Origin of the sequence: Empedobacter sp. UBA5987, assembly GCF_002429865.1 — a bacterium.
Lineage (GTDB): Bacteria > Bacteroidota > Bacteroidia > Flavobacteriales > Weeksellaceae > Empedobacter > Empedobacter falsenii_B.
In genome coordinates, this window is the sequence record NZ_DJBB01000012.1 from 54,918 (window position 1) to 70,555 (window position 15,638).

12 protein-coding genes are annotated in these 15,638 nt (G+C 34.1%); 6 read left to right on the top strand and 6 right to left on the bottom strand.

Annotated features, from left to right (window positions below; translation table 11 throughout):
- Nucleotides 1–17: 17 nt before the first annotated feature.
- Genes B3J26_RS01620 through B3J26_RS01630 form a run of 3 tightly spaced genes read right to left on the bottom strand, consistent with a single transcriptional unit; the run spans nucleotide 18 to nucleotide 2,792 of the window.
- Nucleotides 18–794 (bottom strand): alpha/beta fold hydrolase, encoded by a 777-nt coding sequence (locus B3J26_RS01620; RefSeq protein WP_125350501.1) that lies wholly within the window; start codon nucleotides 792–794, stop codon nucleotides 18–20.
- 3 nt (nucleotides 795–797) lie between these two features.
- Nucleotides 798–1,523 (bottom strand): pyridoxine 5'-phosphate synthase, encoded by a 726-nt coding sequence (locus B3J26_RS01625; RefSeq protein ID WP_125350500.1) that lies wholly within the window; start codon nucleotides 1,521–1,523, stop codon nucleotides 798–800.
- A gap of 9 nt (nucleotides 1,524–1,532) precedes the next feature.
- A complete protein-coding gene (locus B3J26_RS01630; protein WP_291072899.1) occupies nucleotides 1,533–2,792 on the bottom strand; it encodes a mechanosensitive ion channel family protein in 1,260 nt (419 codons plus the stop codon).
- A gap of 65 nt (nucleotides 2,793–2,857) precedes the next feature.
- Between B3J26_RS01630 and B3J26_RS01635 the strand changes: the two genes are divergently transcribed.
- From B3J26_RS01635 to ggt, 6 genes are all read left to right on the top strand, one after another.
- Nucleotides 2,858–3,343: a DUF456 domain-containing protein gene (locus tag B3J26_RS01635; protein ID WP_291072901.1), complete on the top strand. Its 486-nt coding sequence runs from the start codon at nucleotides 2,858–2,860 to the stop codon at nucleotides 3,341–3,343.
- Between the two features lie 110 nt (nucleotides 3,344–3,453).
- Nucleotides 3,454–3,915, top strand: a complete 462-nt coding sequence (gene rimP / locus B3J26_RS01640) for a ribosome assembly cofactor RimP (RefSeq protein ID WP_219033837.1) — start codon at nucleotides 3,454–3,456, stop codon at nucleotides 3,913–3,915.
- Nucleotides 3,916–3,930: 15 nt separating this feature from the next.
- Nucleotides 3,931–5,166 (top strand): transcription termination factor NusA, encoded by a 1,236-nt coding sequence (gene nusA, locus B3J26_RS01645; protein ID WP_038335048.1) that lies wholly within the window; start codon nucleotides 3,931–3,933, stop codon nucleotides 5,164–5,166.
- A gap of 63 nt (nucleotides 5,167–5,229) precedes the next feature.
- Nucleotides 5,230–8,271 carry a translation initiation factor IF-2 gene (gene infB / locus B3J26_RS01650; protein ID WP_280062411.1) on the top strand — a complete coding sequence of 1,014 codons (3,042 nt, stop codon included), beginning with the start codon at nucleotides 5,230–5,232 and terminating at the stop codon, nucleotides 8,269–8,271.
- 239 nt (nucleotides 8,272–8,510) lie between these two features.
- Nucleotides 8,511–11,312, top strand: a complete 2,802-nt coding sequence (locus tag B3J26_RS01655) for a TonB-dependent receptor (RefSeq protein ID WP_291072903.1) — start codon at nucleotides 8,511–8,513, stop codon at nucleotides 11,310–11,312.
- A 76-nt stretch (nucleotides 11,313–11,388) separates the two neighbouring features.
- On the top strand, nucleotides 11,389–13,056 hold the full coding sequence (ggt, locus tag B3J26_RS01660) for a gamma-glutamyltransferase (RefSeq protein WP_291072905.1): 1,668 nt from the start codon (nucleotides 11,389–11,391) through the stop codon (nucleotides 13,054–13,056).
- Between the two features lie 55 nt (nucleotides 13,057–13,111).
- Here the strand turns inward: ggt and metQ are convergent, their stop codons facing one another.
- Genes metQ through B3J26_RS01675 form a run of 3 tightly spaced genes read right to left on the bottom strand, consistent with a single transcriptional unit; the run spans nucleotide 13,112 to nucleotide 15,601 of the window.
- Entirely contained in the window at nucleotides 13,112–13,921 is an 810-nt protein-coding gene (gene metQ / locus B3J26_RS01665) for a methionine ABC transporter substrate-binding lipoprotein MetQ (protein WP_280037274.1), read from the bottom strand.
- Nucleotides 13,922–13,929: 8 nt separating this feature from the next.
- Nucleotides 13,930–14,583 carry a methionine ABC transporter permease MetI gene (gene metI / locus B3J26_RS01670; protein ID WP_280037273.1) on the bottom strand — a complete coding sequence of 218 codons (654 nt, stop codon included), beginning with the start codon at nucleotides 14,581–14,583 and terminating at the stop codon, nucleotides 13,930–13,932.
- The gene (locus B3J26_RS01675) at nucleotides 14,564–15,601 is read right to left on the bottom strand and encodes a methionine ABC transporter ATP-binding protein (protein ID WP_280037271.1); all 1,038 of its coding nucleotides are present in this window, start codon (nucleotides 15,599–15,601) and stop codon (nucleotides 14,564–14,566) included. The genes metI and B3J26_RS01675 overlap by 20 nt, the downstream gene beginning before the upstream one ends.
- Nucleotides 15,602–15,638: the final 37 nt, after the last annotated feature.

Consider the following 15,638-nt stretch of genomic DNA (forward strand, 5'->3'; position numbering starts at 1 on the left):
ATTTCGCTTTTTTGTTTTTATTTATTCAACAAGAAATCTAAAACTTCTGCTGTAAAATCTTTCGGATTTTCGGCATGTAACCAATGTCCTGCATTTGCAATTTTCTTGATTTCCGCATTTGGAAAACGCTCCTTGATAATCATTTCATCTTCTGGCATAATGTAATTTGAATTTGCGCCACCCAAAAATAAAGTTGGACCATCAAATTCGCCTTTCAACAATTCAGAACCAATCATCTCTTGATAAAATTTATCCAAAATATCTAAATTGAATCGAAAAGCATATTTACCATTCTCGGCGTGGTAAACGTTTTTCAATAAAAATTGTCGCACACCAATTTCAGGAATATATTGTTCCAAAGTCGTTTCTACATCTTTTCGAGTTTCAACTTGATCAAAATTAACAGATTTCAACGCTTTGAAAATCGCATTATGATGAGGTTGATAAGCTTTTGGTGCCATATCAGCTACAATCAAATGATCTAATCTATTTTGATGAATCATCGCAAAATCAATCACAATTCTTCCGCCAAGTGAATGTCCCAACAAATGTGCTTTTTCGATAGAATTTGCATCCATATAATTCACGATATCTTGCGTCATCGCTGCCAAAGAAGAATCTTCGCTATGAAAACTACGTCCATGATTGCGTAAATCAATCAAATGTGTTGTAAAATATTCGCCAAAATGTTTTCCTAATGTGCTCCAATTATCCAATTGTCCAAACAATCCATGAAAAACCAATAAATGTTTTTCACCAGAGCCGACAATTTTGCTATGTAATATTTCTGCCATTTTCTACAAATTTGCTAATTCAATTTTACGTAAATACGCTTGTATTGTATTTTCTAAACCTAAATATAGAGCTTCAGAAATTAACGCGTGACCAATAGAAACTTCGGCAATTGTTGGAATTTCGCGAATAAAATATTCAATATTATCTAAACTCAAATCGTGTCCAGCATTTACAGCCAATCCATTTTCGATTGCTAATTTTGCTGTTTCTTTGTAAGGAAGAATTGCGTCAAGATTTCCTAAACCGTATTGCGTCGCAAATTCTTCTGTGTACAACTCGATTCGATCAGCACCAGTTTTCGCAGCACTTTCAATTAAAGCAGGATTTGGATCTAAGAAAATAGAAGTTCTGATTCCAGCATCTTTAAACGTTTTAATCACATCTGTTAAATAATCAAAATGTTTGATTGTATCCCAACCAGCATTTGATGTAATCGCATCTTCTGCATCAGGAACTAAGGTAACTTGTTCTGGTTTTGAGTTTAAAACCAATTCCATAAAACTATCAATCGGTTTTCCTTCAATATTAAATTCAGTTGTTACAACAGGTTTCAAATCGTAGACATCTTGGTAACGAATATGACGTTCGTCTGGACGTGGATGAATCGTAATTCCTTGTCCTCCGAATTCCTGAATTTTGATTGCCGCTTCTACAAGATTTGGCGTATTTCCACCACGCGCATTACGAATTGTGGCAATTTTATTTATATTAACACTTAATTTAGTCATGATTTTATATTATAATTTTTTTATATCAGAAAGCGAAATGCTTTGCATAATTTCTAAGTCAAATTTACGACAAGCTGTTAACAAATGATCGAAAATATCAGACTGAATTCTTTCAAACTCCAAATTGCTTGCCGAAGTTGTAAAACATCCAATTTCTAAGGGCATTCCAAGCGGAGAAACAGGTAATTGTTTTACGATAATTGGATCATTTTGCGAAACTGTTTTCAAACTTTTTAAATAATGTTCAACATAAATTCTAAAAACACCAATATTGGTTAAGTTTTTACCATTAATATCTAAATCAGAGTTTTCAATGTTTTGATTATAGATAGAGATTTCGTGACGTTTTTGTTGAATATAATGATGAATTAAAGTAATATTTTCGAAACGATTTAACATTTCTTCGTTACAAAACTGAAACGAATTTACATTAAACGAAACAGAACGTTTTATTTGACGTGTTCCAGTTGCCAACATCGCCATATGATTGGTTACCTGAGACGATACCAAATCTACAGTTGGAACCGTTGCAATAGATTTATCAAACTTCTCAATTTTTACTAAATTGATGTTAATTTCTTTTACTGTTCCTTCAATATCGCCTTTGGAAACGGTAATCCAATCGCCAACTTTTACAATTTTAGAATAGGAGATTTGCAAACCAGAAACAAATCCGAAAATTGCATCACGAAAAATCAATAAAACAGCTGCGGTTAAAGCTCCGAGAACGGTAATAATTGTGTTTTTATCAACCGTAAACAAAATCATTATTCCAGAAATAATCGCAAAAAACGTGATAATAAACTTCAACATTTGCCCAAAAGTTCGCACTCCAACTGTTGTATAACTATTTTCTTCGTTGTACACATCAATAATTGTATTGATAACTCGGAAAATAAGTTGCGTAAAAACGATTAATGAAATAAGTTGCGTAATGCGTTGAACAACATGAAAAATATTTCCTTCATTCTTGAATAAAATAACATTCATGCTTAATGCAAAACTGATTGGAATGAGATGAATAGCGGAAACAAAGACTTTGTTTTTGTACAAAAACTTCAACCAATCGTTTTCGGTGAAATTCTTTAATTTTTTTAGAAGCGGAAGAATAACGGCTCTTAACACAAAATCTAACACAAAAAGAATAGCTATCCAAGCGACAATTTCTAAGAAAGTAAAAAGATTTTCAGACAAATCAATTTTGAAATATTGATTGAAAAAAAATTTTACACCATCAGAAAATTCTTCATAAAAAGATTTATCTTGCATAAGCTGTTAATTGAGTTTAAATAGATTTGTTTGTGCAAAGTTACAGTTTTAAAAATACTAAAATAATGGATAACGATAGTATACTAAATCTTATTAGTGGAATTTTATTGGTTGTTGGCTTGGTCGGAACTGTTTTGCCAGTTTTACCAGGAGCACCTTTAGCATTGGTCGGATTATTAGTTTTCAAATTCAGTGGCGATTGTAGTTACAATTGGGGAACGATAATTATTGCAGGACTTTTTGTTTTATTAGGCGCACTTTTAGATTATTTGCTGCCAGCGTATATGACCAAAAAATTAGGCGGAACCAAGTACGGAATTTGGGGATCTATTGTCGGATTAATCATCGGATTATTTTTTCCACCAATTGGTTTTATCGTAGGACCTTTTTTGGGAGCGTTGTTAGGTGAATTAATTTTTAGCGCAGCTTCGCCAAAAGTTGCATTAAAATCTGCTTTCGGATCTTTTGTAGGATTTATTTTAACAACAGGTTACGACATTATATTAACGTTAATATTTATCGGAATATTTGTATATCAACTGATGAATTAATCAGATTAAATGGTTGAAATTAGGTCAATAAAAAAAAATGACCTATATTTGCAAAGAATTTAAAGGAATAAATGGAGGAGGGCTGGTTATAGCTCTCTTTTTCGTTGTATATGGATTCAAGTAAAGTAAAACAGCTGATAGACGAAGCAATTGCGGAAAATCCGTCATTGTTTCTTATCGATTGGAAAATCACTCCAGATGATAAAATTGTAATTTTAGCAGATGGAGACGAAGGTCTTTCAGTCGAAGAAATTGTAAGAATAAGCCGACATGTAGAACACAATCTTGATAGAGAAGAATGTGATTTTGCATTAGAGGTTTCCTCTCCTGGTGTAGGAAGTAACCTAACCATGCCACGCCAATTTGCCAAAAATGTAGGAAGAACTTTAGAAGCTACATTAAGCGACAAAGTGATGGAAGGCGAAATTGTAGAAGCCGATGAAGAAGGTGTTACAATTTTTTGGGAAGCGCGCGAACCTAAACCTGTAGGAAAAGGAAAAATTACAGTAGAACACGAAGAAAAAATAAATTACGCTGACATCAAGAAAGCGATTATAAAAGTCACCTTTTAAAAAAATTAAAGTTTAATGGACAATCTTGCATTAATTGAATCTTTTGGAGATTTTAAAGACGATAAGAACATCGACCGTATTACGCTGATGGCAATCTTAGAAGAAACCCTGAAAAGTGTTTTGAAAAAGAAATATGGTACAGATGATAACTTTGATATTATTGTAAATCCTGATAAAGGAGACTTAGAGATTTGGCACAACCGTATCGTTGTAGAAGACGGTTTTTCAGAAGACGACGCAACAGATATCGAATTATCTGAAGCACGTAAAATTGAGCCAGATTTTGAAGTAGGTGAAGAAGTATCGGAAAAAATTCCGATCGAAGCATTAGGTCGTCGTGCGATTTTAACATTACGCCAAACATTGGTTTCTAAAGTAATGGAGCATGATAACTCTAATTTATACGAGAAATTTAAAGGTTTAATTGGAGAAGTAGTTTCGGGAGAAATCCACTATGTACGTCACAAACAAGTGATTATTATGGATGACGAACAAAACGAAATGATTTTACCAAAAGAAAATCAAATACCATCAGATTTTTTCAGAAAAGGAGATACATTACGTGCAGTTGTAGATGACGTAAAATTAAGAGGAGCAAAACCTCAAATTATTTTATCTAGAACATCACCAAAATTCTTAGAGAAATTATTTGAACAAGAAATTCCAGAAATTTTAGACGGATTAATTACAATCAAAAATGTAGTTCGTATCCCTGGAGATAAAGCAAAAGTTGCAGTAGAATCTTACGACGATCGTATCGATCCAGTAGGAGCTTGTGTCGGAATGAAAGGATCTCGTATCCATTCAATTGTACGCGAATTACGTAACGAGAATATCGACGTAATCAACTACACAAACAACATGAGTTTGTTTATTCAACGCGCTTTAAGCCCAGCTAAAATTTCGAATATCGAAATTAATGAAGAAGAAAACAAAGCCTTAGTTTACGTAAATGCAGACGAAGTTTCGAAAGCAATTGGTAAAGGAGGTTACAATGTTCGTTTAGCTTCTAAATTAGTTGGAATGGAAATTGATATTTTCAGAGAAGGAGCCCAAGACGAAGACGTAGAATTATCAGAATTCTCAGACGAAATCGATGCATGGGTAATCGAAGCATTTAGTGCTATCGGGTTAGATACTGCCAAAAGTATTTTAGAACAAGATGTTGATGATTTAATCAAACGTACGGATTTAGAAGAAGAGACGATCTTAGACGTAATCCGTGTGTTAAAAGAAGAGTTTGAAGATTAATTCATACTCAAGTCATAAACAATTCATACATTTGCAAACATTAAAATAAGAGATTAGCTTCATATGTCGGAAACAATAAGATTAAGTAAAGTATTAAAAGAATTAAATATATCAATAGATAGAGCTGTTGATTTTTTAGAAGGGAAGGGTACAACAGTAGAAAAAAATCCGAACTCTAAAATCGATGTGCCAACTTACGATATTTTAGTTAATGAGTTCCGATCTGATGCTAAACAAAAGCAAGCTTCCGGTGAAGTAGTCATTAACAAAATTTCAGATATCAAAGCCGCTGAGAAAAAAGAAGCAGAAGCAAAAGCTGCAACTGAAAAACCAGTAGAAAAGAAACCTGAAATCATTGAAACGACGAAAGTTGAATTGGAAGGACCAAAGACTGTTGGAAAAATAGACTTAGATGCTTTGAAACCTAAAGCCAAAGTAGAAAAAACTGCGGTAAAAGAAGAGGTGAAGAAAGAAGAAATCAAGAAAGAGGAAGCTCCAAAAGCTGAACCAAAAACTGAATCAAAAGAGGAAACGAAAGGACCAAAAGTGATTAAAGTTATTGATCTTGATAAAATAAATAATACAGGTAAACCTAAAAAGCAAGATTCTCCAGCTCCTAAAAAAGAGCAAGCAGAACCTAAAAAGGCGGAAGCACCGAAGGCGGAAGTTAAAAAAGAGGTGAAGAAAGAAGAACCTAAAAAGGTGGAAGAGGTTAAAAAGCCTGAAATAAAAACGGAAGCGAAGCCTGAAGTGAAGAAAGAAGAGATTGAAGAAGTAGCAGCAGTTGAACCTCAAAAAATTGAAACTGTCTACACAAAATTAGATGGACCTAATTTTACAGGTGCAAAGATTGACTTATCTAAATTTGATAAGAAAAAAACTGACGATAAAAAAGGGAATCAAAAAGGTGCTAATAACGCTGCTGACAAGAAAAAGCGCAAACGTATCCAGAAAAACGTTAAACCAGAAGATGTAGCAAAAGCTGGAGAAAACGGAGGAAACAATAACAATCGTCAAGGTGGTAATAACAACCACGGAGGAGGAAATAATAACAACCGTCAAGGTGGTCAAGGACAAGGTGGAAATCGCCCAGGAGGTCAAGGCGGAAATCGTCAAGGCGGACAAGGTGGTAATCGTCAAGGTGGTGGAAACTTTAGAGGTGGAAACAATCGTGGACCAAGAGTTCCTCAAGTAGAACTTTCTGACGAAGATGTTAAAAAACAAATTAAAGACACTTTAGATAAACTTACTAATAAAGGAAAAGGATCTAAAGGGGCTAAACACAGAAGAGACAAACGTAAAGAACGTCGTGAGTTTGCTGAGCAAGAGCAAGAAGCAATGGACATGGACAAAACTTTACACGTAACAGAATTTGTAACGGTTAACGAATTAGCTTCGTTAATGGATGTTTCTGTTACAGAAGTTATCTCTGCATGTATGTCATTGGGAATCATGGTTACCATGAACCAACGTCTTGAAGCGGATACAATTCAATTAGTTGCAGATGATTTTGGATTCGAAGCAGTATTTGCTAATGCTGAAGAAGAAATCTCAACTGAAGAAGAAGAAATCGATAACGAAGAAGATTTAGTAACTCGTGCGCCAATTGTAACTGTAATGGGACACGTTGACCACGGTAAAACATCTTTATTAGATTATATTCGTAAAGCAAATGTAATTGCTGGTGAGTCTGGAGGTATTACACAACATATTGGTGCGTACAACGTAACATTGCCTAGTGGTAAACGTGTAGCATTCTTAGATACACCAGGTCACGAGGCTTTTACAGCGATGCGTGCTCGTGGTGCTCAGGTAACGGATATTGCAATTATTGTGATTGCAGCCGATGACCAAATCATGCCACAAACGCGTGAAGCAATTTCTCACGCTCAAGCAGCTGGAGTACCAATGGTATTCGCAATCAACAAAGTTGATAAACCAGCAGCTAATCCAGAAAAAGTAAAAGAGCAATTAGCTCAAATGAACTTATTAGTTGAAGACTGGGGTGGGACTTACCAATCTCAAGAAATCTCGGCTAAATCTGGTTTAGGAGTAGAAGATTTATTAGAAAAAGTATTATTAGAAGCTGAGGTATTAGACCTTAAAGCAAATCCAAAACGTAAAGCATCTGGTACAGTTGTAGAAGCTGCATTAGACAAAGGACGCGGATATGTTTCGACAATTATTGTACAAACAGGTACATTACACATCGGAGATTATGTATTAGCAGGATCTCATCATGGTAAAGTTCGTGCAATGTTAGATGAGCGTGGTAACAATATCAAAGTTGCTGGACCATCAACACCAGTTACAATATTAGGATTAGCAGGCGCGCCAACTGCAGGTGATAAGTTCAAAGTTTACGAAGACGAACGCGAAGCGAAACAAATTGCAACTCGTAGAGATCAATTACAACGTGAGCAAACTATTCGTACACAAAAACACATCACACTTGATGAGATTGGACGTCGTATCGCTTTAGGAGATTTCAAAGAGTTGAATATTATCTTGAAAGGGGACGTGGATGGTTCTGTAGAAGCATTAACAGACTCTTTACAAAAACTTTCGACAGAAGAAATTATTGTTAACATCTTACACAAAGGAGTTGGACAAATTACAGAATCTGACGTATTATTAGCTTCTGCTTCAGATGCGATTATTATCGGATTTAATGTTCGTCCTGGTGGATCTGCTCGTGATATTGCAGAAAAAGAAGAAGTTGAAATTAGAACTTACTCAATTATCTATGCTGCGATCGAAGAGATTAAAGAAGCGATGGAAGGTATGTTATCTCCAGAGTTGAAAGAGCAAGTAACAGGTAATATTGAGGTTCGTGAAACATTCAAAGTAACGAAAGTTGGTACTATTGCTGGATGTATGGTCTTAGACGGTAAAGTTTACAGAAACTCTAGTATTCGTATCATTCGTGACGGAGTTGTGATCCACGATGGTGAATTAGCTTCATTGAAACGTTTCAAGGATGACGTGAAAGAAGTTAGTAAAGGTTACGAATGTGGTCTTAACATCAAAAACTTCAACGATATTCAAGTAGGTGACATTATCGAAGCTTACGAAACTGTAGAGGTTAAAAAGAAATTGAAATAATCAATTCTCAACAAATATTTTGAAAGGAGCTCAATTTGAGCTCCTTTTTTTATGAAATTTTATTTAATAAAAATCAATACTCTACTTGTTATATAGAATTATATTCTATTATTAATCTTATTTTCAGAATAGAATCTCTGTTTAACATTAATTTAAAGTTTTCTTTTATTTTATTTAAAAACGACTTGTTTTATATTCTATAAAGTCTATAAATTTGCTAGACTTTTAAAATTGTAAATATGAACAAGAAATTATACTCACTCAAAAAAATATTTTTTCTAACCGCTCTTTTCGGCGGAACATTTTTATTCGCTCAAACTAAAGTCACAGGTACGGTTGAAGATGTAAATGGACCAATCGATCAAGCAACGGTTAATGTAAAAGGAACAAATATTACGACTACAACAGATGCAGATGGTTTATATCAACTAACGTTAGAGCCTGGGAAGTATGAAATTATTGTTTCAAAAATAGGTGAGCCAACAACGACGCAAACGATTAATGTGCTTGATGAAAATGAAGTTTCTTTAGATTTCTTTTTACAATCAATCAATTCGGATACTGATCTTAGCGAAGTCGTTTTGATTGGTTCACGTGCAGTGGGACGTACACAATTAGATTCTTCAACACCAGTTGATGTGATAGATATTAAAGAGGTGACAAAAGATGTAGGACAAGTTTCGTTGAATCAAATCTTAAATTATGTTGCACCATCTTTTAGTTCGAATACGCAAGTTATTTCTGATGGAACAGATCATATAGATCCTGCTTCTTTGCGCGGTTTAGGACCAGATCAAGTATTAGTTTTGATTAACGGAAAACGTCGTCATACAACATCATTGGTTAATATTAATGGTTCGTTTGGTAAAGGTTCTGTCGGTACAGATTTGAATGCAATACCAACTTCTGCAATTAAACGAATTGAAATTCTTCGAGATGGAGCCGCGGCTCAATATGGTTCTGATGCGATTGCAGGTGTGATTAATATTGTCTTGGAAGATTCGACAGATAAACTACGCGCGTCAATTTCGTATGGAGGAAATCTTTCGAAAAATGCAGAAGATAATTTTGATGGCGAAACTTTTCAAGCGAATGTGAATTATGGTGTAAAAGTTGGAGAAAAAGGAGGATTTGTAAATGTTGCAGGTTCTTACGACAAGCGTCAACCATTCAATCGTCAAAAAGAATTTACAGGAACAATTTTTTCAGATTATAATCGACCAGATTTATATCCAAATCCAACTGGAAAAGATATTACAGAGGAGGAATTAGCCCGCCGTGGAGAAACGCGTGCTGATTATGTTTCGCGTATTGGACAATCAAAAAATGAAGGAGGTGCGATTTTTATTAATTCACTTTTCCCAGTTTCAGATAAAACCGAAATTTATGCATTTGGAGGATTAAATTATCGTTTAGGAGAATCAGCAGCCTTTCGTCGTCAGCCTGCTCAGTTGCATCAAACTGTTGCGTCAATTTATCCAAATGGATTTTTACCATTGATTCAAACCAATAATTACGATCGCTCTTTAGCAGCGGGAATTCGTAGTGAAATTAACGGTTGGAAAGTTGATTTTTCGAACACATACGGAAATAATACCATCGATTTTGGAGTAAAAAATACAGTTAACGCATCGATGAAAGAATCTTCACCAACATCTTTTGAAGCTGGTGGATATCGTTTTACGCAGAATACAACCAACCTGGATTTTACGCGTTTTTTTGATGATGTTTTAGCTGGAATTAATGTCGCTTTTGGTGCAGAATTTCGTTATGAAAATTATCAAATTGTAGGAGGTGAAGAGTCATCTTATGCGAATTATGGTAAAGTTCGTCAAATTGGTGTAGACGGAAATGGAAAGCCAATTTATGTACAAGATTTTAATGGAAATATCAATACATTATTCGCTGTAAATGGTACTGCTTTAGCAGGTGGAGCGCAAGCTTTTCCAGGATTTTTACCAGCGAATGAAGTCAATGCAAATCGTCATTCTGTTGCGGCGTATTTAGATACTGAATTTAATTTTACGAAAGATTTCTTAGTGGCTGCTGCGTTACGTTATGAAGATTATTCAGATTTTGGTTCAACATTAAATGGAAAAATTTCGACTCGATACAAATTAGGAAACTATGTGTTGAGAGCCGCAGCAAGTACAGGATTTAGAGCGCCATCTTTACATCAATTATATTTTAGTGCAACATCAAGTTTATTCTTAGATGGAGCAATTTCTAATTCAGGAACTTTTACAAATGATAGTCGTGCTGCAAAATTATTAGGAATTCCACAATTGAACGAAGAAAAATCGAAATCAGTTTCGGCTGGAGCTACGGCAAATTGGGGAAAATTCAAATTGAGTGTTGACGGATATTTCATTAGAATTGATGACCGAATCATTTACACAGGATCTTTCACAGGAAGTAATGCAGCAAATGCATCAGCACAAGATAAAGAGATTTACGAATTATTGCAACAAGCAAATGCAACTTCAGCTCGTTTCTTCGCAAATGCAATTGATACCGAAACGAAAGGAATAGATGTTGTTTTGACGTATCAAGATCGTTTGGGAGCAGGAAAATTACGTGGAGATTTATCGGCGACTTTTAGCAAGACAAATGTTGTGGGTGATGTACATGCTTCCGATTTATTGAAAGGAAAAGAGTCTACTTATTTTGATCGTTCAAGTCGTATTTATTTAGAATCGGCTATACCTCGTACAAAAATTAATTTATCCATGAATTATTCATTGGATAAATGGAATGTTTACTTAAGAAACGTGTATTTTGGAGAAGTTGATGCAGCGACAAATACGGTGGCCGATTCGCAAACATTTAGCGGAAAAGTTGTAACAGATTTGAGTTTTGGTTATGCTTTCAACAAAAATATTTCGTTAACAATAGGAGCAAATAATTTGTTTGATATCTATCCTGATGAAACGAAAATTGGAGGAAATAGAGGAGCAGGATATTTTGTGTATTCACGTACTGGACAACAATTCGGAACAGGAGGACGCTTTGCTTTCGCTCGTTTATCATTAAGTTTATAATTTAAATAGTTTATATGTTTTACCAAATCTTTGTCGTAATTGATGAAGGTTTGGTATTTTTGTTTAAATCGATTTTATGAAAAAAATATCATTTATTATAGTTTCATTCTTCGCGATTATTCAGTTGAATGCGCAAGAATCTTACAAAAATGGAGCTGTTGTAACAGCTCATCCCGAAGCTTCAAAAGTTGGAGTTGAAATTCTAAAAAAAGGTGGAAATGCGATTGACGCTTCTATTGCAGTTCAGTTTGCGTTGGCGGTTGTTTATCCAAATGCAGGAAATATTGGTGGCGGTGGATTTTTGGTTTATCGTGATTCAAAAGGAAAGACCGATGCGTTAGATTATCGTGAAAAAGCACCTTTGAAAGCGAGTGAAGATATGTATTGGGACAAAAATGGAAATGCAATTACTGATCTTAGTTTGTATGGACAATTTGCTGCAGGAGTACCCGGAACAGTCGATGGAATGGTGAAAGCGCATGAAAAATATGGGAAATTAAATTGGAAAGAATTAGTTCAGCCAGCTATTAATTTAGCTCAAAAAGGATTTAAAATAACAAAACAACAAGCGAGCGAACTGACAAATAAGCATAATGATTTTGTAAAATATAATTCAAAAACGAATGCTTTAACGTCTAAATCATCTTGGAAAGAAGGAGATTTGTTGGTTCAAAAAGATTTAGCAAATACATTAAAATTAATTCAACAAAAAGGTCGTGCTGGTTTTTATGAAGGAAAAACGGCTGATTTAATAGTGAAAGAAATGAAACGCGGAAACGGAATTATTTCGCACGAAGATTTAAAACAATATCAATCGGTTTGGAGAACGCCAGTTTCGGGAAATTATAAAGGTCTTAAAGTAATTTCGATGCCGCCGCCTTCAAGTGGGGGAATTGCATTGGTTTCGTTATTTCAATCAATCGAAGATTATCCAATCAACAAATGGGGATTTCAAGCAGATTCTACAATTCAAGTGATGGTAGAAGCAGAGCGTCGCGTTTATGCTGATCGCGCAGAGCATTTAGGTGATCCAGATTTTATAAAAGTTCCGCAAAAACAATTGTTGGATAAAAGTTATAATGTAAGTCGAATGAAAGATTTTTCATTTGATAAAGCAACACCAAGTTCAGCAATTAAAGCGGGAAAAATAATTGGTAAAGAATCAATGGAAACAACGCATTATGTAATTGTTGACAAAGATGGAAATGCGGCTTCTGTAACGACTACTTTGAATAATTCCTATGGATCTTTGGTTGTAGTAGAAGGTGCAGGATTTTTGTTGAATGATGAAATGGATGATTTTTCTGTAAAACCAGGAACACCAAATTTATATGGTTTAGTTGGAGGAAAAGCTAATGCGATTGAACCTTCGAAAAGAATGTTAAGTTCGATGACGCCTTCTATTTTAGAGAAAGATGGTAAATTGTTTATGGTTGTGGGAACCCCAGGTGGCTCTACAATTATAACGTCTGTTTTTCAAGCAATTTTGAATGTTGTTGATTTCGGAATGACGATGCAAGAAGCTGTTGCAGCACCAAGATTTCATCATCAATGGTTGCCAGACCAAATCGATTATGAGCCAAATGCAATTTCAGAAAACGTTCGTGAATCGTTAAAACAAAAAGGCTATACATTGAAAGAACGTAAACCTTACGGACGTGTAGAAGGAATTTTGGTCAACATTGACGGAACATATCAAGCTGGTGCAGATCCAAGAGGTGATGACAAAGCGGTGGGATATTAATAAAACAAAAAGGCTATTCAATTGAATAGCCTTTTTAATATTATAAATAATTATTTTACCAACCTTTTATAGCTCCACCTTTGAATACTTCGTCTGCTTTTTTAACAACTTGTTCAGATTGGTATGCTTGTACAAATTTCTTCACTTTTTCATCGTTTTTGTTGTCTTCACGACTCACAATGATATTGACATAAGGCGATTCTTTATCCTCTGTAAAAATTCCTTGTTTTTTAGCATCTAAACCAGCTTGTCCTGCAAAATTATTATTAATAACAGAAATCGCTACTTTTTCATCATCTAAAACACGAGGTAATTGGGGAGCTTCTAATTCTAAAATCTCTAATTTTTTAGGATTAGAAACAATATCAGTTAATTTAGGAAATAAACCCACACCATCTTTCAATTTAATTAAACCTATTTTTTGTAACAACAATAAAGATCGACCTCCATTAGCTGGATCATTCGGAATAGCAATTGTATTACCTTCTTTTAATTCATTTATAGATTTTATTTTTTTAGAATATCCAACGATTGGGTATAAAAATGTATTTCCAATAGGTTCTAATTTGTAACCACGTTGTTTTTCTTGTTCTTCTAAAAATGGAACTGTTTGGTAAGCATTAACATCTAAATCACCTTGATTCAACGCTTCATTCGGAATAATATAATCATTGAAAGTAATCAATTCTACTTCCAAATTGTATTTTTCTTTTGCAACTTGTTTTGCAATTTGAGCAACCTCAAATTCAGGTCCAGTCATTACACCAACATTTATTGTATTTGCATCAGTTTTAGATTCTCCACATGATGTTAAAGCAAGTGCTGATAGTGTTGTAAGAAGTATATTTTTAATTAACTTTTTCATTGTTTAAATTATTTATGATTGAATTTTTTTGATAAGAAATCACCAGTAAATTGGATGATAAAAACGATAATTATTAATAGAATTAAAACGGTATTCATTATAAAAGTATCATATCCAACATACCCATATTGATAACCGATTTGTCCTAATCCGCCAGCTCCTACAGCGCCACCCATTGCCGAATAGCCGACTAAAGTAATTAACGTAATTGTTGCGGCATTTATTAACGATGGTAATGCTTCTGGTAACAAAACTTTGAAAATGATTTGCGAAGGTTTTGCACCCATAGAACGTGCTGCTTCTATCAAACCTTCAGGAATCTCTAATAAACTATTTTCTACTAAACGCGCTATAAATGGTGCGGCTCCAATACTAAGAGGTACCAAGGCAGCAGAAACGCCGATTGATGTTCCAACTAAACTTCGTGTAAAAGGAATCATCCAAACGATTAGAATAATGAATGGAATTGATCTGAAAATATTGACAAAAAAGGCTAAAATTTGATTAACCAATTTGTTTTCTAATAATTGTCCTTTTCTCGTTAAAAACAAGAATATTCCGATTGGAAGACCAAGTACAAAACCAAAAAATCCGGAAACAAATGTCATTAAAACTGTTTCCCAAGTTCCCTTAAGTAATAGATTAATAACTGCTTCTGACATAACCGATTTTTTCTAAATTAAATTTATTTTGCTGTAAATATGTTTCGATTGCTGAGTTTTCTTTTGAATTAATTTTCAAGAAAAATGTTCCGTAATTGATTTCTCCAGCATATTCGATTCTTGAATTTACGATTTCTGCTTCAATATTATGCAACGAATTTATTTCTGCAATAAGTTGATTGAATTTTGGTTGATTCGTGAAATTGATTTTATAAATTATTGAGTTATTTTCTGAATAAGTATCAACCAAATTTTTCTGAAAACTTAGAGGTAAAGCTATGTCCAATGAATTTTTGATAAATTCTTGCGTGATATTCTCTTTCGGATTTGTGAAAATTTCTTCTACTGTACCATGTTCTACTAATTTTCCACTTTCAATCACTCCAACTTCATCACAAATAGAATTGATTACTTCCATTTCATGGGTGATTAAGAGAATCGTTAGATTTAATCGTTGATTGATTTCTTTCAACAATTTCAAAATAGATTTTGTAGTCGCAGGATCTAACGCACTTGTCGCTTCGTCACATAACAAAACTGTTGGATTATTAGCCAAAGCACGCGCTATTGCAACACGTTGTTTTTGTCCGCCTGATAAATTTGTAGGATATTCTTTTGCTTTTTCGTGAATATCAACAAGGTGTAAAAGTTCGTCAACCTTTGTTTTTATTTGGCTTTTTGAGATACCTTCCAATTCCATCGGAAAAGCAATATTTTCTTCTACAGTTCGCGAAGAAAGTAAATTGAAATGTTGAAAAATCATACCGATTTTTCTTCTTTCTAAAGTTAATTTTGAATTATTTAAGTTCAATAAATTTGTTCCATTTATCAAAACTTCTCCTGTATCAGGTCGTTCTAATAAATTAACACAGCGAATCAAGGTGCTTTTTCCGGCACCAGATTTACCAATGATTCCAAAAATTTTTCCTTCTTCTATCTGCAAAGAAACATCGCGCAAAGCATGAATTTCTCTTTTAGAAGTTCTGAAAGTTTTGGATATATTTTTTAGTTCAATCATTCTAAAAATCTTAATAAAAAAACCTCTCAATTATTAT